The organism is Tundrisphaera macrotermitis (assembly GCF_051175315.1).
In the GTDB taxonomy this organism is placed as follows: Bacteria; Planctomycetota; Planctomycetia; order Isosphaerales; family Isosphaeraceae; genus Tundrisphaera.
The window spans coordinates 846,611-866,860 of sequence record NZ_CP195100.1 but is presented as its reverse complement, the minus strand read 5'-3'; the positions used below and the strand labels follow the sequence as shown (position 1 = coordinate 866,860).

Here is a 20,250-nt window from a genome sequence, read left to right as displayed (position 1 = left end):
TTTTTCCCGATCGGTCGAAATGGGACCGCCCCCGCGATCGCCGATGGGGCGGCCGCGGGGGCGGCGGATCGGGCCGGGTTGCGGGCGGGGCCGGTCAGTCCGAGCCGGGCAGGACCGACTTGAGGGCCTGGACCACGCGTTGTTTGATGGGCTCGGGCATGGCGTCGATCTCGGCGGACGAGATCAGGTCGTCGTTGTTGCTGTCGAACCGGCCCAGGATCGCCCGATACCGTTCGGGGATCGGGAACCCCGGGCCGAGGTCGGGCAGGCCGTTCTTGTCCCCCTTCGCCCCTGGTTTCTCGTCGCCGCCGAGGGGAGGCCCGCCGACCAGGATCGCCCCCAGGCGGCCGGCAGCGGAGGCGACGATCTTGCGGAGGTCGGCCGGGGTGTCGGCCGTGACCTGGATGCCGAGGAGGCACATCTCGTCGGTGGTCTGCTCGCCCCAATGGACCGCGATCGGGGGGCTCGACGGGTTCTTGGGATTCCCCTCGGAGTTGTCGTAGACCGCGTCGAGCTTGATGACGGTCCCGCGGGGCAGGCGGACCGGCTCGACGTACTGGTACTGGCCCTGCCAGTTGAAGTCCCAGTCCTTGATCCAGATCAGGGGGATCGGATCGGCGCCGGGGACCTCGGCGACCACCTTCATCTCGCGGCCGAGGTTGTGCATGTGGGGGAACAGGCCGATCACCGAGACGGGCACCGGCAAGGGCTGGCTCTCGGCGTGGACCTTGTGCTCCTTCGCCCCGGCCGGGATGTTGATCCCCCGGCTCCGGACGGCGAGGCCGCCGACGATGGTGCGGGCCGGCTCCCTGGTGAAGTAGATCCCGACGGTCGAGCGGTCGAGTTCGGGCTTGCCGTCCGGGTGGTAGTGGACCTGGAGGACGAGGTCGCTCCCCTTGCGGAGGTATTTGCCGGTGCCCTCGGGCAGGCGCCGAACCATCGCGCCGGGGGCCCAGCCGCCCAGCCCGCCGGTGGGGATGATGCCCGGCCCGCCGAAGGCCTTGTAGCCCGGCCCCGGCTCGGCCTCGTCCTTACGCCGGGCGGCGCCGTTGCTGTCGAGATAGAAGATGGCGTGATGGACCACGCGGGCGTTGCCCGGCCGGAACTCGACGGCGGCGACCGTGCGGTCGGAGTCGGTCGGGATCGGGATCACGAAGCAACGCTGGACGTCGCGGCCGCCGGCCGGCACCTCGAACGGTTCGGACATCTCCAGGACGAGGTCGGGCGTCCCCAGTTGCCAGCCGTCGGGGAATGTCGGCGGGGTGGGCAGGTCGGCGGGGTTCCCCTCGGGGGCGCCGGCATCGGCCCAGGCGGCGATCGTCGCGATCTCGCCGTCGGTCAGGCGGCGGACGTCGTGGAACTCGCCGAAGCCCGGCTCGGGCTTCCAGGGGGGCATCGCCCGCTCGGCGGTGATCTGCTTGAGGAAGTCCGCCCGCTTGGCGGCATCCGGGTAGGTCAGCAGCGAGAACGGGCCCACCTCGCCTGGCCGGTGGCACCCGGCGCAGTTCTTCCAGAGGATCGGCGCGACCTCCCTGGCATAGGTCGGTGCCGCCGCGCCGGCGTCCGGCGTGAGGAGGCCCGGCAAGATCACAGTCAAGGCGGCGACGCACATCCTCATCGAAAACCTCGCGGGTCGGGCCGGGTGAGGGGGTCGATGCAGGATCGCCCGATCGCGTCCCGCCGACCCGCCCTCGCCCACACTACCCGCGGCGGCCTCCCGCCGGTTCCAGAAATCCGGGCCTGGGCCCCGGGTCGGCCCCGGCCGATCAACCGGCCTCGGATCGCCGGTCGGCCGGGTGCGGGGCCTTCTCGCGGAAGTTGGCGACGATCTGGCCGATGTCCAGCGGCTTGAGGAAGACCCAGTCGATGCCGAGGCGGTCCCGCTCGTCGGGATCCACGTCCCAGCCGGTCATCAGGGCGATCCGGGGCGTGGGATGGAGGAGGCGTGCGGCGGAGATGACCTCGCGGCCGTCGAAATCGGGGAGCCGGAGGTCGGTCAGCAGGTAATCCGGGGGCGGGCCGTCCCTGAGCAGCGCGAACGCCGAGGTGCCATCCTCGACGTCCGTCACGGCGAACCCATGAGCGGTCAGCATCCGGGCCAGGGCCACCCGACCGGCGGCGTGATCGTCGACGAGGAGGATGCTCGGGCGGCCGGGGGCCGGGTCCGGGGGCTGGGGGGTACTCATGGGCGTTGCCGATCGGCTGCGTGGCCAGTACTTAGGGTGTCCGTGCGAATTGCGACCAGTCGGTCGCGGACAGCTGCGACAGGGCGAGCATCAGGGCATGCGTCCCCTTACGGGCGTGCCCCTGGGCCGCGACGGCCCGGTAGAGCTGCTCGGCCAGGGCCAGGCCGGGCAGGGAGAGGTTCATCCGCCGGGACTCGGCCAGGGCGATCCCCATGTCCTTGAGGAAATGCTCGACGAAGAAGCCGGGGTCGAAGTTGTTGGCGATCATCCTCGGGCCGAGGTTGTTCAGGCTCCACGACCCGGCGGCGCCGCTGCCGACGCTCTTGAGCACCGTGTCGAGGTCCAGGCCCGCCTTGGCGCCGTAGAGCAGGGCCTCGCAGACGCCGATCATCCCGGTGGCGATCAGGATCTGGTTGACCATCTTGGTGTGCTGGCCCGAGCCGGCGGGGCCCTGGTGGATGATCGTCTTGCCCATGCATTCGAACAGCGGCTGGAGGGCCGAGACGACCTCGGGCTCGCCGCCGATCATGATCGACAGCCGGGCTTCCTTGGCCCCGACGTCGCCGCCGGAGACCGGCGCATCGACGGCGTGGACCCCCTTGGCCCTGGCCGCCTCGAAGATCTCGCGGGCCAGCTCGGGCTCGCTGGTGGTCATGTCCACCAGGACGCTGCCCGGCTTCGCCCCGGCCAGGGCGCCGTCCTCGCCCAGGATCACCTGGCGGACGTCGGCGGGGTAGCCGACGATCGTGAAGATCACGTCGGACGCCTCGGCGACGGCCCGGGGCGATTTGGCCTCGGACGCCCCCTTGGCCACCAGGGCTTCGAGCCGCGGGCGCGAGCGGTTGTAGACGGTCGCGGGGTATCCCGCCGCCATCAGGTGACCGCACATCGACGATCCCATGACCCCGGTGCCGATCCAGCCGACCTTGGTCGTGCCGGGGACGAAATTCTGCATCGCGTTGACTACCTCGGTTGTTCGGATGCCGCTTCGCACCCCACGACCGTCCCATTCCCGGCGTGGAATTGGGGAGGCTCGATCGTGAAGTCTCCCGCGGCGACCGGGGGATGACAAGGGAGGTCCAGCAAATTGCGTGCGACCGTCGCCAAAAATAGACGGACACGGCGCCTCCCGGTCGCGATACCATATCCGGTCGACCGGCCCGGTTCGAGGGCCGAGCGGCCAATCCTCTCCCCCGAGTCGGAGACCGCCGGGAATGTCAGACGCGATCCGCCGTCCGGCCTTGCTCCTCGCCCTCGGCCTCACCCTGGCGGCCCGCGCCCGGGCCGAAAGCCTGCCCCAACGCCCGGTTGTGGCGGGATATGAGCGGTTCCACACCGGGAGCGCCCCGGGGCCGGGCCCGGTCGCGGCCGGGCGATTGCTGCTGGGCGAGCTGAACTGCACGTCATGCCACCAGGGACCCGGGGCCGACGCGGCGGGCCGGAAGCAGGCCCCGATCCTCGACCGTGTCGGATCTCGGGTCCGGGTCGAGCATCTCCGGCAGTTCCTCGCCGCCCCGCACGCGACCAGGCCGGGAACCACGATGCCCGACCTGGTGGCCGGCCTTCCCGAACCGGGGCGGCAGGCCGTCGTCGAGGACCTCGTCCACTTCCTGGCCGGGACCGGCAAGGTGACGGACACGCCCCCGTCGCGGGCGGCGGTCCGGTCCGGCCGGGGGACCTACGCCCGGGTCGGCTGCGTCGCCTGCCACGGGCCTCGCGAGGGGAAGGCGACCGAAGCCCGGGGGATCGTGCCGCTCGGCGACCCGGCCGCCAAGTACACCGTCGCGTCCCTGTCCGCGTTCCTCCGCGACCCGCTGGCGGTCCGGCCGTCGGGGCGGATGCCCGGCCTGGGGCTGACCCCGGACGAGGCGACCGGGATCGCCGCCTATCTGCTCAAGGATGTCCAGGTGGCTTCGTCCCCCAACGTGGCCTACCGCTATTACGAGGGGTCCTGGACCAACCTCCCGGACTTCGACGCCCTCACGCCCGTCGCCTCGGGCATGGCGTCCGGCTTCGACATCGACGTGGCCCGGCGTCGCAACAACTTCGCCCTCCGATTCGAGGGGATCCTGGAGATCCTCCGGGAAGGGGACTACACCTTCCGGTTCCGGTCCGACGACGGCTCGCGGATCACCCTGAACGGCACCAAGGTCTTCGACAATGACGGGATCCACCCGACCTCCGAGGCGACCGGGATCACCCGGATGAAGCCGGGCCGCAACACGCTGGTCGCCACCTACTTCGATGGCGGCGGCCAGGTCGAGTTCGAGGCCGAGATCGAGGGGCCGGGGATGCCCCGCCAGCCCCTCGGCCCGCTGCTGCTGCCGCCCGAGGGATCCGCCCCGGATGCCCCCGCCCGGCCGGCGCCACCCCGATTCGTGGTCGATCCCGAACGGGCGACCCGGGGCCGGGCCGCGTTCGCATCGCTCGGATGTGCCTCGTGCCATGCCCTCCGCATGGATGAGTCGCCGATAATCGAGGCCCGCCCCCCGGCGACCCCCCTGTCCCGGCTCCGGCCCGAGGCCGGCTGCCTGGCCGACGAGCCTCCCGCCTCCGTCCCGGCGTTCCACCTCGACGCGGGCCAGCGGGAGGCATTGAGATCGGCGATCGCCCTGTCTTCGGACCCGGCCGCACAGCCCACCGGCCCGGAGCGGATCGCCTCGACGATGCTCGCCGCCAACTGCTACGCCTGCCATCGCCGCGACGGCCGGGGCGGCGTCGAGGAGGCCCTGAACCCCGCGTTCCAGACCACGCAGACCGAGATGGGGGACGAGGGGCGGATCCCGCCCGGCCTGGACGGCGTGGGGGGGAAGCTCACCGCGGCCTGGCTCGCGCAGATCCTCGCCGAAGGGGCCAAGGACCGCCCCTACATGCTCACCCGGATGCCCCGGTTCGGGGCCGCGAACGTCGGCCACCTCGCCGGGCTGTTCGAGGCCGCCGACGCCCTCCCGCCGGTCGCGGCGGTCGACCTCGGCGTCACCCCCCGGAAGGCCCGGGCGATCGGACGGTCCCTGGTGGGAAACACCGGCTTTAGCTGCGGCAGTTGCCACACCTTCAAGGGGATCGAGGCGAGCGGGATCCAGGCGATCGACATGACGCGGATGACCGCGAGGCTCCGCCGCGAGTGGTTCGCCCCGTATGTCATCGACCCCCAGCGGTTCCGCCCGGGGACGCGGATGCCCACGTCGTTCCCCGACGGCAAGAGCACCCTCGAATCGGTCCTGGACGGCGACCCGGCGAAGCAAGTCGAGGCGATCTGGACCTACCTCTCCGACGGCCCGAAGGCCGAGGTCCCCGCCGGGATCGGCCGCAACCCGATGCCCCTGATCGCGGTGTCCGAGCCGATCCTCTATCGCAACTTCATCCAGGGGGCAGGGCCCCGGGCCATCGGCGTCGGCTATCCCGAGAAGGCCAACCTCGCCTTCGACGCCCAGGCACTCCGGCTGGCCCTGATCTGGCGCGGCGGGTTCATCGACGCCTCCCGGCACTGGACCGGGCGCGGCGAGGGGTTCGAGCCCCCGCTGGGCGACGATGTCCTTTCCCTCGGCGACGGACCTGGCTTCGCCCGACTCGCCGGCCCGGCCGATCCGTGGCCCGGGGCGCCGGGGCCCGGCGACCGCTTCCGGGGCTATCGGTTGGCCGGGGGCAAGCGGCCGGTGTTCCTCTATGAGGTCGCCGGGGCCGCGATCGAGGACCACCCCGAGCCCGCCCCCGGGGGCGGATCCCCGACCCTCCGCCGGACCATCGACGTGGCCGGACCCCGGGCCGAGGGGCTGGCCTTCCGGGCGGCGGTCGCGGGAAAGATCGAGCCCGCGGGCGACGGCTGGTTCGCGATCGACGGCGAGTGGAAGCTCCGGATCGTCGCCGATGCCGCCCCCGTCGTCCGGGCATCGGGCGGCAAGGCCGAGTTGATCGTGCCGATCGGGCCGGGCGGCGTCCGGACCCGGATCGTCGAGGAGTTCGCCTGGTGATGGACCGACACCCGAGCAAGCGAGGAACCCTCCCCATGATCCGCACCCGGGCGTCGGCCGGTTGGCTGATCCTCTGCCTCATCGCCATCCCTTGGGGTCAGCACGCCGAAGGGGCGGCCCCGCCCGCGGAGGAGGACTACTACCGGATCCTCACCTTCGAGCCGCCGGCCGGGATGGCCCTGGAGGTCGGTGCCCTGGAGTGGATGCCCGACGGCAAGCTCGCCGTGTCGACCCGCCGGGGCGAGATCTACCTGGTCGAGAATGCCCTCAGCCCCGACCCGGCCCGGGAGGCGAAGATCGTCCGGTTCGCCCACGGGCTCCACGAGGTCCTGGGCCTGGCCCACCGCGACGGCTGGCTCTATGCCACCCAGCGCGGCGAGATCACCCGGATCAAGGACGAGGACGGCGACGGCGTGGCCGACCGCTTCGAAACCGTGGCCGACGGCTGGGGGATTGACGGCGACTATCACGAATACGCCTTCGGCTCGAAGTTCGACCGGGAGGGCAACCTCTGGGCGACGCTCTGCCTGACCGGGTCGTTCAGCAGCAAGAACCTGTATCGCGGCTGGGCCCTGCGGATCGGCCCCGACGGCAAGCTGACCCCGACCTGCGGCGGCATCCGGTCGCCGGGCGGGATGGGGATGAACGCCGCCGGCGACATGTTCATGACCGACAACCAGGGGCCGTGGAACGGGGCGTGCAGCCTGAAGCACCTCAAGCCGGGATCGTTCCAGGGCCACCCCGCCGGCAATCGCTGGTACGACGCGGCCGGCAACCTCGGACCCGCCCCGGCGGAACCGAAGAGCGGCAGCCGGATGGCCATCGAGGCCGCCCGCATCCCGGAACTGGTCCCGCCGGCCGTCTATTTCCCGTACCCCAAGATGGGCCAGTCGGCCAGCGGCATCGCCTGCGACGAGACCGGGGGCAAGTTCGGCCCGTTCGCCGGCCAGATGTTCGTCGGCGACCAGGCGTCGAGCTTCGTGATGCGGGTGCCGCTGGAGGTGGTCGGCGGCCGGTATCAGGGGGCGTGCATCCCGTTCCGCAAGGGGTTCGCCTCGGGCTGCCTGCCCTTGCTGTTCGCCCCGGATGGGTCGATGATCGTGGGCGAGACCAACCGGGGATGGGGCTCGCGCGGAGGGCGGACGTTCGGGCTCGAACGGGTGGTCTGGACCGGGAAGACCCCGTTCGAGATCCTGGACATCCGGATCCGGCCCGACGGGTTCGACCTTCGCTTCACCGAGCCGGTCGACCCGAAGACGGCCGGCGACCCGGCGTCCTACGCGGCGACGACCCACACCTACATCTACCAGTCCGCCTACGGCAGCCCCGAAGTCGACCCGACCGCCCCGAAGGTCGAGCGTGCGACGGTCTCCGAAGATGGCCGATCCGTCCGGCTGGTGGTGGGCCCGCTCCAGAAGGGGCACGTCCACACGCTCAACCTGGACGGGGTCCGATCGGCCGACGGCCGCCCGCTGCTCCACCCCGAAGCGTACTATACCGCCAACACCATCCCCGAAGCTCCGGAAGTGGGCCGATGACACCGACCGAATTGAAAGCCCGGCTCGACGAGGGCGCCCGGCTGGCGCTCCTGGACGTCCGCGAGGACGACGAGCGGGCCTACTGCTCGATCAAACTGCCGGAGACGGCCGTCGACCTCCACATCCCCCTGGGGGAAGTCGCCGATCGCGCGGGGGAGATCGCCGAGAAAACGGCCGGCATGCCCCTGGTCGTGCTATGCCATCACGGGATGAGGTCCCAGGCCGCGGCGACGTGGCTGACGCACCGGGGTCAGGCCGACGTGCACAACCTGGACGGGGGGATCGACGCCTGGACGACGCAGGTCGACCCGAGCGTCCCCCGGTACTGATCCGGGAATCGAACGAGGCCGACGCGGACCGGGGTCGGTCGGCGTCGGCCTGTTGTTTCGAAGGCGAGGGATGACCGGCGAGCCGGGTCATCCCCATCCCTTGGGGGGCGTCGATCAGGGACCGAGGCCGCCGTGGGTGCGGAACGGGGTCATGTGGGACGGCTGGTCGAGGAACCAGAACCGCTCCCATTCGTCGCCCAGTTGGCGGAGGTTCTCGGAGTCGACCAGCAACTCTTCGACCCGCTTGGGACGATAGGCCGCGTAGTGCGGCAGGGGGACCGGGGCGCATCCTTCGCTCGTCGCGAGGACCGCACCCAAGAGGGCCAGGACCGCCAGAGTCTTCCGCATGAGGGCTCCTCCCGCCTTCGATACCGCGGGCCGGTCCATCCACGCGGTCCTTCGCGTGGGTCCGACCCGAGGGGCAGGGGAGGAGAGGCCGCGAGTGGCCCTCGGGCGATCAGCCCGGGGACCACGGCTCGGGGCGGCTCCCCCCCACGCCGGGGACGCTGCGTGCGATCGGTGATCGCTCGGACCGGGCCGGGCCGAAGGTTCGGCACGACTCGGAGCGGGTCCCCATCTCGCTCGGCGAGAGCCGGGATCCCCGCATCACTCGTCTTCGTCGTCCTCGTCCTTCCCGGGGGCGATCGACTTCGCCTTGGGGGACTTGGTTTCCGACTCGACGGGTCCGTTGCCAGTTAAATCGGCATCATCGGCCCCATCCTCAAGTGGAAGTTTCGCGGGGTCCATCTTTCGGACCAATTCTTCCATTTCCTTTCCCGGCTTGAAGGTCACCACGTTCTTGGACGGGACGTAGACCTTGTCGCCGGTCCGGGGGTTCCGCGCCTTGCGCGGGGCCCGCCGCTTGACCTCGAAGACGCCGAAATTCCGCAGTTCGATCCGGCCCTCGGAGACGAGCGTCTGGATGATGGCATCGAGCGTGCGCTGCACGATGTCCTTGGTCTTGAGCTGGGTCAGCCCAATATCCTCCGAGATTTTCTTGACGATTTCTTTCTTCGTCACGTCAACGCTCTCCTGGGGGCGAATCCGACCCTGATCCGAGCTGGGATTGGCTCAACATTATGGAGGATAACGACTAATGTCAAGGAAGAATTTACCGTGGGCGTTGCAATGCTCGCGGCCAATCCCTGCCTCGATCCACGGACGTGGCGGTGGCCACTCCCTGCTTACGACGCCAGGACGGGAAGCGTGGGGAATCGTCCCTCGTCCCGGGCGATGCGGAGGTGGCGATGGAGCGGGGCGTAGTCCCAGGGGAGGCCCATCTCTTCCACGAGCCGCTTGAGCCGGGCGATTGCGGCCTCCCCCACGTCGGGCAGGTGCTCCTGGTAGGCCGGATCGCAGAAGTAGACCCGGCAGCCCAGGGGGCGGGCCTCCCTGGCCGTGCATCGCCCCCGATCATCCTGCCACGGGCAGGTCGCGCCATCGTCGAGCGGCCTGGACGGCGGCGGGGCGTCGGCCAGCAGCAGGGCAGCCTCGGGGGCGGAAAGGAACAGGGTGTGCCCGTACTCCTCGAACCGGCAGCACCGGCCGCTCACGGCGCAGGCCGGGTTGAGCCGCCGGATCTCGTCGTCGAGCCCGGCGTAGACGACCTTCAGGGCGTCGCGGAACCGGGCGGGATCGAGGCCGGCATGGGCCCCGAGTTCGGAGGGCATCATGAGGTGTGGACTCGCGCCGCGGATGCCCGGATCTCCTCGACGCTGAAGATCGGGCCCCGACCGGAGCCGGGGCAGACCTCCGTGACGTGCTCCCAGGCCTCGGGAGACTCGATGTTCTCGGGCCAGAACGGCCAGGTCCGGCACTGGACCGGCCGGGAGGCGTAGACCGTACACCCGGTCCCCCGCTCCCAGAAGATGCAATCCCCGCCCGGCCGCTCGATCAGGCTCAACCGGCCGCCGACCTGGCGGACGAAGGCCCGGAGGAAGGCCGGGACGGCCATGTTGCGATGGCGGGCCAGGTCGGCGATCTCGGCGTCGTTGACCCAGACATAGCCCGGGGCCCCGGTGCAGCAGGCGCCGCAGCGGGTGCACTCGAAGGCCAGGCCATCCTGATACCAGGGGGCATCTTCGGGGGTGGTCATGGTGCATTCCCGGGAAGTGGTGCGGGGACGGATCATGACTTTATCAAACCCCGCCGGCTCCTTCAACCCTCCCCCGGACTCAAACCATGGTCAATCCCGGAGTTGCGAGAAATGGTCCCGGCCACATCTCGCGATGAGGAGATGGGTAAGCCAGGCGACCGCTCGTGGCCGACCCACCTCCGCCCGACCGTCCGCGTCCGGCTTCAGAGCCGCCCCCGCTCCTGGCGGGCGATGTTGGCCAGGTCGGCCTCGATCGACCCGATGTCATCCGGGGGGAATTTCGCCGCCCTCAAGGCCGCCCGGTGTTGGGACATCGCCGCGGACAGTTCGGCCGGCGCCAGGGCGGCGCCGTTCATCACGCCGCGCAGGGACAGGGCCATCGCCTCGGTGTTGACTCCGGTCGATTCCCGGTGGGCGAGCCCGTCGACCAGGTGGCCCGCCAGGTCGCGGACCGCGGCCGGCGTCGGCGGCGTCCCGACCTCGACCACCCCGCCCAGGGCGTTCGCCAGCGAACCCGCGTGGCGGGGGTTGACCGTCGATCCCCGGGCGACCCCGTCGAGCGTCTTCTTGAGGTGCACCAAGGCCGCCGTCTCCGGGTCGGAGACGCCGGGCCACCGGGTGTGATGGCGATAGCCGTGGGCGGCGCGATGGCGGATCATCTGGCCGGCCGCACCATGATGGATGGTCGACGGGTGCGGGGCGGGGACCGGTCGGTGCTGCGCCTGCTCGGCCTTCCGTTGCTTCTGATAAGCCTCCTGTTGCTGCCGGATGATGGCCTGCTGCTGCTTCATGGCCCTCTGCATGGCCTGCTGCTGATGCTGGACCTCGTTGCGGATCGCGTCGACGTGGGCGGCCTGGGCATGGGCCGGGCTCGGCCGGTGCGAAGCGGCGCGGGCCGAAGGGAGGAGCGAGAGACTCGATGCGGCGAACAGGACCGCGAGCGTTCTCATGGGTGCGACTCCTCCGGGGGCGTCGGCCCCCGGACGACGAGGAGGGGCGGCGGGATCCGCGACGTGACGGATCGTTCGCCATCCCATTCTAACGCCGGGAGGGCGTCCCGGTATCGGGGGACGCCCTCTCGGTGCCGGGTTCCGGGAGTCGACCGGCTCAGAAGGTCGGGATCGGGACCTTCTCGCCCCCCTTCAGGGCCGACTCGTGGGCGCAGATGCCGACCATGGTCCAGTTGGCGGAGGTCTCGGCGTCGGGCAGGGCGGGCCGCTCTCCCTTGATGGCACTCAGCCACGCGTGGACGAGGTGGGGATGGGACCCGCCGTGGCCGCCGCCCTGGGTGAACGACAGGTGGGTTTCCCCCTCGGCGTCGTAGACCCCCTTGGTCGTGAACCTCTGGATCGGCTCGGGCAGGAGGTGGGCGAAGTCGGGCACCGGCACCCGCGCGGGGATCTCGGGCTCGGGCTTGCCGATCGTGTGGATGACCGGTTCCTCCCCCTCGACTTGCTGCCACTCGAAGCTCTTCTTGCTGCCGTAGGCGTCGAAGCTCTCGCGATACTGGCGGGCGGTGTCGAACAGGCTCCGGGTCACCTCGGCGCAGACGTCGGTGTCCTTGATCTTGAACGTGGCCGTCTCGATCGCGAACGGGCTGTTGTACTTGGGGATCAGCTTCTCATCGATCCGCCCGGAGCCGTGGCAGACGACGTGCTCGGCGTGCTTGCCCAGCAACGCCAGGCAGGGGCTGACGCAGTGGGTCGCGTAGTACATCGGCGGGAGGCCTTCCCAGTAGCCCGGCCACCCGGCCATGTCCTGCTGGTGCGACCCCCGGAGGAACTGGATCCGGCCGAGTTCGCCCCGGTCGTACAGGTCCTTGACGAACAGGTACTCGCGGCTGTAGACCACGGTCTCCATCATCATGTAGACCTTGCCCGACTTGCGCTGGGCCGCGACGATCCGGCCGCAGTCCTCGATGGTCGTGGCCATCGGCACCGTGCAGGCAACGTGCTTGCCGGCCTCCAGGGCCGCGATGCTCTGGCGGGCGTGGTCCTGGATCGGCGAGTTGATGTGGACCGCGTCGATCTCGGGATCCTTGAGCACGTCCTCGAACTCGGTGTAGCGGGCCTTGATGTTCCAGCGGTCGCCGCATTCGTCGAGGTCTTTCCGCGACCGCCGGCAGATCGCGTGGACCTCCGCGCCCGGGTACTTCTGATAGATCGGGATGAACTCGGCCCCGAACCCGAGGCCGATGATGGCCACGCGAATCGGCTTGTCGGTGGGCATGGGCGTTTGTCTTCCTGGGAGATGGGAGAGGAGAGCCCCGCGACGATTGGCGATCGCCGGTCGGTTGCGGGATCCGGTGCAGGATATTAGGCTCGGGTCGCGAAGGCAAGCGGGCGCGTCGCCCGAGGGGTTCGCGACTCTGGACGCGGGATCGATCGATGAACAGCGGGAAGAACGGCAAGGTGCGGGTCGCCATCATCGGCGCCGGCGCAGTGAGCGACTATCACCACGTCCCGGCCCTGGCCCTGGACCCCCGGGCCGAGCTGGTCGCCGCCTGCGACGCCGACGCCTCGCTCCTGGAACGCCGCAAGGCCGAGTGGGGCATCTCCAAGGTCTCCACCGATCCCGAGGTCATCTGCGCCGACCCCGAGGTCGACGCCGTGATCATCGCCACGCCCAACTTCACCCACCTGCCGATCGCCGTGGCCGCCGCCCAGCACGGCAAGCACATGATGTGCGAGAAGCCCCTGGGGGTGAACAAGGGGGAAGTCCGCGAGATGTACGAGGCGGCGCGGGATGCGAAGGTCGTCCACATGACGGCCTTCACCTACCGCTTCGCCCCGTCGATGCTCTACCTCCGCCACCTGGTCAAGTCGGGCGCCCTGGGCACGCCCCGCCACTTCCGCTCCCAGCGGTTCCTCGACTGGCCCGAGACCAGTTGGGGCTGGCGGCAGTACAAGGACAAGGCCGGCGCCGGCGACCTGTACGACATGACCATCCACCGGATCGACTTCGCGCTGGACCTCCTCGGCCCCATCGAGCGGATCTGCGGCGCCGTGGCCCGGTTCGCCCCCCGGACCGAGACCCCCGACGGCCGGACCGTCCCGCCGTCCGAGGTCGACGACTGGTCGAGCCTGATCGGTGAGTTCAAGTCGGGCGCCGTCGGCGTGTGGGAAGGAACGACCCTGGCCAAGGGCTACGGCCGCGACGGCTTCGGCCACGAGTGGGCCGAGATCAACGGCTCGGAAGGCTCGGCCGTCTACCGTCTGCACGAGCCCAACACGATCCTGGTCGGCAAGACCGGGCAGGACCTCGCCCCGGTCCCCGTCCCGGTCGAATACCTCAAGCCCGCCGGCAGCCCCCGCGACCCCTCCCAGGGCAAGCCCGCCACCGTCTTCCGCTACGACCTGATGTGGGAGTTCGTCTCGGCGATCCTCGAAGGCCGCCCCGCCGTCCCCTCGTTCTACGACGGCCTCAACGCCCAGATCATCGCCGACGCCGTCCTCGAATCCTACGAGAAGCGGACCTGGATCGACACGCCCCTGGCCGCGGTCTGATTGGGTTCGTTTCGCGCGAACCGGCACTTTGAGCTGATGGGTCCATCGCCGCCTCCCGGTGCGGAGGCGGCCATGGGTTCGTTTTATCGACCGACATCGGGGCCGGGCTTGGGTTCGTTTCGCCTCCCGCCGGCCGGCCGATGAATGGGTTCGTTTCGTGGAGCCGAGGCACGGGCGGCGTTGGGTTCGTTTGGCCCGACCCTTCGTGACAGCCCCGGGTGTCCCGGCAAGGACGAGCCCGATCGCGGGGGTCCTCGGCGACTTGCGGGCAACGATGATGGCGGTCGTCCTCCGGGTGCTTTCCTTCCCCGATGCGTCGTCCCCGAAGATGCCAGCGGGCCCGGGAATTCGCTCTGTTACCTGGCGAGGTGAATGGCCGATCGGGCCCCGATGGGCCGCCGAGAGTCGCCGGACGTTGCACCGTCCGGGGATTCGCACGCCGCTCACTTCCACAGGCCGGCGGGCAAATGCACCAGGGCCCCGGACTCGCTGGGCGAGTCCGGGGCCCTGGTTGTGATTTCAGGCCTTGACGGCGGGCGAGTCGGCTCAGAGGGTCGCGCGGGACCGCGAGCCGAACCAGCCGAAGGCGAGCAGGACGATCGCGCCGATCGTGGCCATGATCCAGCCGCCCGGCGTATACGGGTCCCTGGCCAGGTTGAGGAGGTAGCTGACGCCGCCGCCGAGCAGCGAGCCGAGGATGCCGAGCACCATCGTGGCGAGCAGGCTCATGGAGTCGCGCCCCGGGTGGAGCAGGCGGGCCAGGAAGCCGGCGACCAGTCCGAGAACCATCCAGCCGATCAGAGCGCCGATCATGATTATGTCCCCCATCAAAGGTCAGGAGTTGGGCCCGCATCCTTCGGGCGATTCGGGCGGATCCGAAGCGATCCGGGCCGCATCCAGATGGGAGATTGGAATTGCACGCGCCGTGCCAAACCGGGATCGCCGCGGAATGATCGGGGTGGAGGGGCGGCGGGCGGCTCCGGGAGGAACCGGGGTGCCCGCCGCGCATCGGCTTGCTGCCCGAGACCGCCGGCGGCTCAATCCCGCCACTCGTCGATCAGCGAGGCGATCAGCGAGGTCCACCCGGTCTGGTGCGAGGCGCCGAGGCCCTGCCCGGTGTCGCCGTTGAAATACTCATAAAAGAGGATGAAGTCGCGCCAGTGGGGATCGTCCTGGAACTTCTCGGAGTTCCCGTAGACGGGCCGGCGGCCCGTCTCGTCGCGGGCGAAGATCGCGATCAGCCGCTCGGCGATCTCGCGGGCCATGTCGTTGAAGGGGATGCCCGGGGTCTCGGCGTCGAGGACGTCGCCGCCGAACGCCTTGCCCAGCTTGCGGAGCGACTCGATCAGGAGGAAGGTGGTCGGGAACCAGATCGGACCCCGCCAGTTCGAGTTGCCCCCCTTGATCTTGGTGATCGCCTCGGCCGGCTCGTAGCCCACCGACTTCCCCTCGTGGTGGAACGGGTCCTCGGTGTGGGCCTTGCTCATGCTCCGGATGCCGAACGGCGAGAGGAACTCGTCGGGGTCCATCATCATGGCGGTGATCCGCCGGAGCTGGTCCTGGTTCAGGATCGTCAGGGCGTGGGTCGTGTCCTGCTCGTGGTGGATCGTGTGGACGACGCCCTCCACCTGCTCGCGGCGGTTCTTGAGGAACCAGTGGAGATGGGCCCGGAACTCGTGGAACGGCTCGATCCAGCTTTCTTCGAGGCGCTCCACGGCGAACAGGGGGATCAGCCCGACCAGGGAGCGGACCCGGAACTTCTGGAACCGGCCGTCGGGATGCCTCAGCACGTCGTAGAAGAAGCCGTCTTCCTCGTCCCAGAGCTGGAAGTCGCGGTTGCCCATGTGCTTCATGGCCGACGCGACGTAGGTGTAGTGCTGGAAGTACTTGGTCGCCAGCGCCTCGTACACCGGGTTGGCCTTGGCCAGCTCCAAGGCGATCCGCATCAGGTTCAGGCAGAACATCCCCATCCAGCCGGTGGCGTCCGACTGTTCCAGGACGGCGTCCCCGTCCATCTCGCTGCGGTCGACCACGGCGATGTTGTCGAGACCGAGGAAGCCGCCCTCGAAGATGTTGTTGCCGGCCCGGTCGACCTTGTTGATCCACCAGGCGAAGTTGATCATCAGCTTGTGGAAGCAGCGTTCCAGCCAGTCGCGGTCGGCCGAGCCGGACCGGATCCGGTCCATGTTGTAGACCCGCCACACGGCCCAGGCGTGGACCGGCGGGTTGAGGTCGGAGAACTCCCACTCGTAGGCCGGGATCTGGCCGTTGGGGTGCTGGAACTGTTCGAACAGGAGGCACCAGAGCTGGTTCTTGGCGAAGTTGGCATCCACCAGCGCCAGGGGGACGCACTGGAAGGCGAGGTCCCAGGCGGCGAACCAGGGATACTCCCACTTGTCCGGGACGGTCATCACCCGCATCGAGTTGAGGTGGCCCCAGTGCTCGTTGCGGATCCTGGCGCGCGAGGCGGGCGGGGGATTGTCGGGGTTGTCGCCGTTGAGCCAGACCGACACGTCGAACAGGTACGACTGCTTGGTCCAGAGCAGGCCCGCCAGCGACTGGCGCTGGATCATCTTCTCGTCGGCGGAGGCCCCGGGCGGGTGGATCGCCTCGTAGAAGTCGTCGGCCTCGGAGCGGCGTAGGTCGACGTACTCGTCGACCTCGGACAGCGGGGCGAACACCGCGACCGAGTCCGCCAGGCGGAGCCGGAGCGTGACGGATTCCCCCGGGGGGACGGCCTCGTAGTGGTAGTGGATGGCGGCCTTGGTGCCGCAGCGGTCGGGTTTCAGGCAGTCCTCGCCGTCGATGATGTGGCGGTGGAACGCATCCTTGACGAAGCGGGGCGCGCCCGGCCCTTCGCAGCCGAAGACCCGGGCCTGATTGGTCTCGTTGTCGGTGAACAGGGGGGTGCCGCCCGGCGGGGCGAACAGGATCCTCTGGCCGACCCGGTAGGTGACCGGGATCGTCGCCACGCATTCCACGGCCGAGTCGTCGGTGACGAGGCTCTGGTGGGCCTGCCCGGCCGGCCCGGGGTAGACCCTCGGCGGCGCCCCGGGCTTCGCCTCCCAGCCCCAGGTGTTGCGGAACCACAGGTGGGGGATCAGGTGCAGGGGCGCCGGGTCGGGGCCCCGGTTGGTCGCCGTGATCCGGATGGCGATGTCCTCGGTCGTGACCTTGGCGTATTCGACCACGATGTCGAAATACCGATCCTCGTCGAAGACCCCGGTGTCCAGCAGCTCGAACTCGGGATCGCGGGGCCCCCGGCGGGCCGCCTCATCGATCAGGCGTTGGTAGGGATAGGCGGCGTGGGGGTATTTGTAGACGAAACGCAGGTAGGAGTGGGTCGGCGTCCCATCGACGTAGAAGTAATATTCCTTGACGTCCTCGCCGTGGTTCCCCTCCGGCCCGGACAGGCCGAACAGGCGTTCCTTGAGGATCGGGTCATTGCCGTTCCAGAAGGCGGGCGCGAAGACGAGCAGCTGGTATCGGTCGCAGATCCCGGCGATCCCGTCCTCGCCCCAGCGATACGCCTTGCTCCGCGCCAGGTCGTGGGGCAGGAAGTCCCAGGCGTCGCCGTCCTCGCTGTAATCCTCGCGCACCGTGGCCCAGGCCCGGTCGCTGACGTAGGGCCCCCACCGCCGCCAGCCCGAGGTGCTGTCGTTGATCTCTTCGAGCCGCTCGTGCTCCGCGCTGGTCCGCCTCGCCGTCGCCATGCGTCCGTCCACCTCGTGCCCTAACGACCCAGCCCGCCACGCCGCATCCTGCCAACGGATAAGTGGTTGGAGCCGACTCATGTCTTCCAGTATCCTGGATCCGCCCCATGAATAACAGTCATCACCTTACGAGATGGATGTGCTGGCGGAGAACCGAGCCGGCAAGGTACGATCGGGATTTGATCTGCCGCGACCCGCCATCATCGTGGGACGTTTCGATGCATCGCCGCGACCTGATCCGACGCCTCCTCGCCTCGTCCCTGGCCTCGCGATTCGGCCTGGGCCGATTCTCCTCGGCGCTCGGGGCCGTGGCGGTCGGGCCGAACGCGGCGACGATCTACCGGGCGGCGTTCGGCTGGGACGATGATCTGAGTCCTGAAGACCGGGAGCGGCTGCGGGGGGCCCCGAAGGTCGACCTGGCCGATCCCGCCGTCGAGCCTTTGCTCCGCAAGGCGGCGCCGATGCTCAAGGCGATGCGGGAGGCGGCCGCCGTCGGCCCCTGCGATTGGGGCGTCGAGATCGACTCGGCCGACAAGCTGAATCGCGATCGCCTCGGCCTCTCGCCGATGTATGGGGTCCGGGCGGCATGCCTGTCCGCCCGAATCCAGGCCGCCGGCGGCCGGGAGCGCGAGGCGCTTGATGACCTGTTCGCCGGCCTGACCCTCGCCCATCGGATCGGTGCCGACGGGGTCCTCATCGCCCGGGTGTTCGAATGCGCGGGCGAGGTCGCCGTGTTCCTGACGCTCGGCCGCCTCCTGCCCGACCTCCGCCGGGCCACGCTCGACGACCTGTCGGCCCGGTTCGACGCCCTGGCCCCGCCCGAGCCGGCCTCGGCGGTCATCGGGCCCGAATCCCGGTTCGTGGTCGGCGTGCTGTCCGGCCAGATCAAGTCGATGGGCCCGAAACTCGGCGATGCCGACTGGGCCCGGATCGACCTGAAATCGGACGAGGTCGCCGCGCTCAGGGCCCTGGTGGGCGACGATCGCGATGCCCTGCTGGCCCATGTCGAGGCGACCGGCCCTGCCTTCGCCGAACTCGGCCGATGCCTCGACCTGCCCCGCCCGGATCATGCGGCGGCCCTGGCCGAGTTCGCCCGGTCACGCCGGGCCACCGACCCGGTCGTGGCGAGCCTGGTCGAGGCCGTCGCCGGCGCCCGGCACATGGCCGATCGCAGGATCGCCCTGCGTGCGATGCTCCGCGCCGGGATCGCCCTGGTCCGCGACGGCGAGCCCGCCTTCTCGCGGGTCGCCGACCCCTTCGGCGCCGGGCCGTTCGGCCTCGAAAGACGCGGGCGGGGCCGCGTCATCCGATCGGCGATGGCCGACCCGGAAAAGCCCGAGGTCTCGCTCGCGATCGGCGACGCGGGATGACGCCCTCGCCTCGCCGTCGCCCGGCTCATGGGTTCGATTCGGCGTCGAGCCGGGGGAACGGGAAGTCGGGGTTGGGCGTGTGCTCCCTCCGCCCGATCCGCAAGAGTTCAGCGAGCGTCTCCGGGAGGTCGGCCGCCAGGTCCTTCGCCTCGGCCGGGTCGGCCTCCAGATCGTAGAGTTCGGCGGAGGGCGGGGGGGCGTCGCCCCGCTTGCGGGCGGCCGGGGTTGGGGCGAGGTTGCGGCGGATCGCCTTGTACTTCCCCGCCCACACGGCCTGCTGGCCGCCGTAGGCGGGGAACTCGCGATACAGGAACGGGCGGGGCGATTGCTTCTGGCCCATCAGGGTGGGGGCGAAGCTGATCCCGTCGAGGCCGGGGATCGAGCCCGAGCCGCCGGCCAGTTCGATCAGGGTCGGCGTCCAGTCTTCGAACCCGGTCACGCGATCCGACGTGGTGCCGGCGGCGATCTTCCCCGTCCAGCGGACGATGCACGGGACGCGCACGCCCCCCTCGTCGAGCGATCCCTTGCGGCCCTTGAGGCCCCCGGCCGAGCGGAAGAAGTCGGCGTCGGTCCCGCCGAGCCGGTCGTAGAGCGGGCCGTTGTCGCTGGTGAAGACGCAGATCGTCCGGTCGTCGAGCCCGAGGTCGCGGACCCTGCCCATGATCCGGCCGATCTCGCGATCCATGCGGGTGATCATCGCCGCATAGGCGGCGCGGGGCGTGGGATGCGGCAGGTAGTTCCGGTCGCCGAGGTAGGGGGCCTCGTCCCAACGCTGATCGGCGTATTCCCTCAGGGAGTCGTCCGGGACCTGGAGCGCCAGGTGGGGCACGGTGGTCGGCAGGAACAGGAAGAAGGGTCGATCCTTGTTGGCCTCGACGAACCGGACGGCCTGCTCGGCGATCAGGTCGGGGGCGTACTGCCGGCCGGAGAACCGGGCGTAGGCCTCGGGCTTCGCGGGATCCTCGCCGGGCTTGAGGCGGTCGTGGGCGGAGAATGGGGGGTTGTCGAGCGGGTGCCGGCGATCGTCGTCCCAAAGCAAGGTCGGGTAGTAGTTGTGGGCGATGCGCTGGCAGTTGTATCCGAAGAAGCGGTCGATCCCCTGGCGCATCGGCTCGCCGGAGGACCCCGGCCCGCCCAGCCCCCACTTGCCGAACGCCCCGGTGGCGTATCCCCGATCTTTAAGGCGGCGGGCCAGGGTCTCGGTCCCTGCGGGCAGCGGGAATTGCCCTTCGGGCTGGGCTTCGCGGTTGTTGCGGATCGGGGCATGGCCGGGGTGCCGGCCGGTCATCAGGACGCACCGGGACGGGGCGCAGACCGCGTTGCCGGCGTAGTGCCGGGTCAGCCTCATCCCCTCGGCGGCGAGGCGGTCGAGGTTCGGGGTGCGGATCTTGTCCTGCCCGAAGCAGCCGATGTCGCCGTATCCGAGGTCGTCGGCGACGACGAACACGATGTTGGGGGGCGTTTGGGCCCGGGCGGGCCGGGCCGCGATCATCGCCGACGCGAGGGCCAGCAACATCCCGGGGATTCGGAGGCGGGCCATCG

17 protein-coding genes are annotated in these 20,250 nt (G+C 70.1%); 5 read left to right on the top strand and 12 right to left on the bottom strand.

Annotated features, from left to right (window positions below):
* Positions 1-94 precede the first annotated feature (94 nt).
* The 3 genes from TA3x_RS03800 to TA3x_RS03790 all read right to left on the bottom strand — a co-directional run bounded on the left by TA3x_RS03800 (position 95) and on the right by TA3x_RS03790 (position 3,141).
* Positions 95-1,618, bottom strand: a complete 1,524-nt coding sequence (locus tag TA3x_RS03800; protein ID WP_435018775.1) for an ascorbate-dependent monooxygenase — start codon at positions 1,616-1,618, stop codon at positions 95-97.
* 148 nt (positions 1,619-1,766) lie between these two features.
* Positions 1,767-2,186, bottom strand: coding sequence for a response regulator (locus tag TA3x_RS03795; protein WP_435018774.1), 420 nt, complete (start codon positions 2,184-2,186; stop codon positions 1,767-1,769).
* Positions 2,187-2,217: 31 nt separating this feature from the next.
* Positions 2,218-3,141 (bottom strand): NAD(P)-dependent oxidoreductase, encoded by a 924-nt coding sequence (locus TA3x_RS03790; protein WP_435018773.1) that lies wholly within the window; start codon positions 3,139-3,141, stop codon positions 2,218-2,220.
* A 259-nt stretch (positions 3,142-3,400) separates the two neighbouring features.
* Between TA3x_RS03790 and TA3x_RS03785 the strand changes: the two genes are divergently transcribed.
* From TA3x_RS03785 to TA3x_RS03775, 3 genes are read left to right on the top strand one after another with little or no spacing between them, the layout of a single operon-like run.
* Positions 3,401-6,157 (top strand): PA14 domain-containing protein, encoded by a 2,757-nt coding sequence (locus TA3x_RS03785; RefSeq protein ID WP_435018772.1) that lies wholly within the window; start codon positions 3,401-3,403, stop codon positions 6,155-6,157.
* 35 nt (positions 6,158-6,192) lie between these two features.
* Positions 6,193-7,695, top strand: coding sequence for a PQQ-dependent sugar dehydrogenase (locus TA3x_RS03780; protein WP_435018771.1), 1,503 nt, complete (start codon positions 6,193-6,195; stop codon positions 7,693-7,695).
* Complete coding sequence (locus TA3x_RS03775; RefSeq protein WP_435018770.1) at positions 7,692-8,024, top strand: rhodanese-like domain-containing protein; 333 nt, start codon at positions 7,692-7,694, stop codon at positions 8,022-8,024. Before TA3x_RS03780 ends, TA3x_RS03775 begins: the two co-directional genes overlap by 4 nt.
* 114 nt (positions 8,025-8,138) lie before the next feature.
* Here the strand turns inward: TA3x_RS03775 and TA3x_RS03770 are convergent, their stop codons facing one another.
* The 6 genes from TA3x_RS03770 to TA3x_RS03745 form a co-directional block, all read right to left on the bottom strand.
* Entirely contained in the window at positions 8,139-8,372 is a 234-nt protein-coding gene (locus tag TA3x_RS03770) for a hypothetical protein (protein ID WP_435018769.1), read from the bottom strand.
* A 258-nt stretch (positions 8,373-8,630) separates the two neighbouring features.
* The gene (locus tag TA3x_RS03765; RefSeq protein WP_435018768.1) at positions 8,631-9,044 is read right to left on the bottom strand and encodes an HU family DNA-binding protein; all 414 of its coding nucleotides are present in this window, start codon (positions 9,042-9,044) and stop codon (positions 8,631-8,633) included.
* Positions 9,045-9,208: 164 nt separating this feature from the next.
* Entirely contained in the window at positions 9,209-9,697 is a 489-nt protein-coding gene (locus TA3x_RS03760; RefSeq protein WP_435018767.1) for a hypothetical protein, read from the bottom strand.
* A complete protein-coding gene (locus TA3x_RS03755) occupies positions 9,694-10,119 on the bottom strand; it encodes a YkgJ family cysteine cluster protein (protein ID WP_435018766.1) in 426 nt (141 codons plus the stop codon). Before TA3x_RS03755 ends, TA3x_RS03760 begins: the two co-directional genes overlap by 4 nt.
* 203 nt (positions 10,120-10,322) lie before the next feature.
* Positions 10,323-11,069 carry a hypothetical protein gene (locus TA3x_RS03750; RefSeq protein WP_435018765.1) on the bottom strand — a complete coding sequence of 249 codons (747 nt, stop codon included), beginning with the start codon at positions 11,067-11,069 and terminating at the stop codon, positions 10,323-10,325.
* A gap of 157 nt (positions 11,070-11,226) precedes the next feature.
* Positions 11,227-12,348 (bottom strand): Gfo/Idh/MocA family protein, encoded by a 1,122-nt coding sequence (locus TA3x_RS03745; RefSeq protein WP_435018764.1) that lies wholly within the window; start codon positions 12,346-12,348, stop codon positions 11,227-11,229.
* A 158-nt stretch (positions 12,349-12,506) separates the two neighbouring features.
* On the opposite strand from TA3x_RS03745, the gene TA3x_RS03740 reads away from it, so the two are divergent.
* Positions 12,507-13,625 (top strand): Gfo/Idh/MocA family protein, encoded by a 1,119-nt coding sequence (locus tag TA3x_RS03740; RefSeq protein ID WP_435018763.1) that lies wholly within the window; start codon positions 12,507-12,509, stop codon positions 13,623-13,625.
* A 546-nt stretch (positions 13,626-14,171) separates the two neighbouring features.
* Here TA3x_RS03740 and TA3x_RS03735 read toward each other — a convergent pair.
* Complete coding sequence (locus TA3x_RS03735; protein WP_435018762.1) at positions 14,172-14,438, bottom strand: GlsB/YeaQ/YmgE family stress response membrane protein; 267 nt, start codon at positions 14,436-14,438, stop codon at positions 14,172-14,174.
* Between the two features lie 224 nt (positions 14,439-14,662).
* On the bottom strand, positions 14,663-17,338 hold the full coding sequence (locus tag TA3x_RS03730; protein ID WP_435018761.1) for an MGH1-like glycoside hydrolase domain-containing protein: 2,676 nt from the start codon (positions 17,336-17,338) through the stop codon (positions 14,663-14,665).
* Positions 17,339-17,556: 218 nt separating this feature from the next.
* On the opposite strand from TA3x_RS03730, the gene TA3x_RS03725 reads away from it, so the two are divergent.
* Positions 17,557-18,708: a hypothetical protein gene (locus TA3x_RS03725; RefSeq protein WP_435018760.1), complete on the top strand. Its 1,152-nt coding sequence runs from the start codon at positions 17,557-17,559 to the stop codon at positions 18,706-18,708.
* Positions 18,709-18,733: 25 nt separating this feature from the next.
* On the opposite strand, the gene TA3x_RS03720 is transcribed toward TA3x_RS03725, so the two are convergent.
* Complete coding sequence (locus tag TA3x_RS03720) at positions 18,734-20,248, bottom strand: arylsulfatase (protein WP_435018759.1); 1,515 nt, start codon at positions 20,246-20,248, stop codon at positions 18,734-18,736.
* Positions 20,249-20,250: the final 2 nt, after the last annotated feature.

Excerpts from the sequence above, each read along its gene's own strand:
- TA3x_RS03800 (WP_435018775.1), bottom strand. The coding sequence starts at position 1,618 with ATGAGGATGTGCGTCGCCGCCTTGACTGTGATCTTGCCGGGCCTCCTC.
- TA3x_RS03795 (WP_435018774.1), bottom strand. The coding sequence starts at position 2,186 with ATGAGTACCCCCCAGCCCCCGGACCCGGCCCCCGGCCGCCCGAGCATC.
- TA3x_RS03790 (WP_435018773.1), bottom strand. The coding sequence starts at position 3,141 with ATGCAGAATTTCGTCCCCGGCACGACCAAGGTCGGCTGGATCGGCACC.
- TA3x_RS03785 (WP_435018772.1), top strand. The coding sequence starts at position 3,401 with ATGTCAGACGCGATCCGCCGTCCGGCCTTGCTCCTCGCCCTCGGCCTC.
- TA3x_RS03780 (WP_435018771.1), top strand. The coding sequence starts at position 6,193 with ATGATCCGCACCCGGGCGTCGGCCGGTTGGCTGATCCTCTGCCTCATC.
- TA3x_RS03775 (WP_435018770.1), top strand. The coding sequence starts at position 7,692 with ATGACACCGACCGAATTGAAAGCCCGGCTCGACGAGGGCGCCCGGCTG.
- TA3x_RS03770 (WP_435018769.1), bottom strand. The coding sequence starts at position 8,372 with ATGCGGAAGACTCTGGCGGTCCTGGCCCTCTTGGGTGCGGTCCTCGCG.
- TA3x_RS03760 (WP_435018767.1), bottom strand. The coding sequence starts at position 9,697 with ATGATGCCCTCCGAACTCGGGGCCCATGCCGGCCTCGATCCCGCCCGG.
- TA3x_RS03755 (WP_435018766.1), bottom strand. The coding sequence starts at position 10,119 with ATGACCACCCCCGAAGATGCCCCCTGGTATCAGGATGGCCTGGCCTTC.
- TA3x_RS03750 (WP_435018765.1), bottom strand. The coding sequence starts at position 11,069 with ATGAGAACGCTCGCGGTCCTGTTCGCCGCATCGAGTCTCTCGCTCCTC.
- TA3x_RS03745 (WP_435018764.1), bottom strand. The coding sequence starts at position 12,348 with ATGCCCACCGACAAGCCGATTCGCGTGGCCATCATCGGCCTCGGGTTC.
- TA3x_RS03740 (WP_435018763.1), top strand. The coding sequence starts at position 12,507 with ATGAACAGCGGGAAGAACGGCAAGGTGCGGGTCGCCATCATCGGCGCC.
- TA3x_RS03735 (WP_435018762.1), bottom strand. The coding sequence starts at position 14,438 with ATGATCGGCGCTCTGATCGGCTGGATGGTTCTCGGACTGGTCGCCGGC.
- TA3x_RS03730 (WP_435018761.1), bottom strand. The coding sequence starts at position 17,338 with ATGGCGACGGCGAGGCGGACCAGCGCGGAGCACGAGCGGCTCGAAGAG.
- TA3x_RS03725 (WP_435018760.1), top strand. The coding sequence starts at position 17,557 with ATGCATCGCCGCGACCTGATCCGACGCCTCCTCGCCTCGTCCCTGGCC.
- TA3x_RS03720 (WP_435018759.1), bottom strand. The coding sequence starts at position 20,248 with ATGGCCCGCCTCCGAATCCCCGGGATGTTGCTGGCCCTCGCGTCGGCG.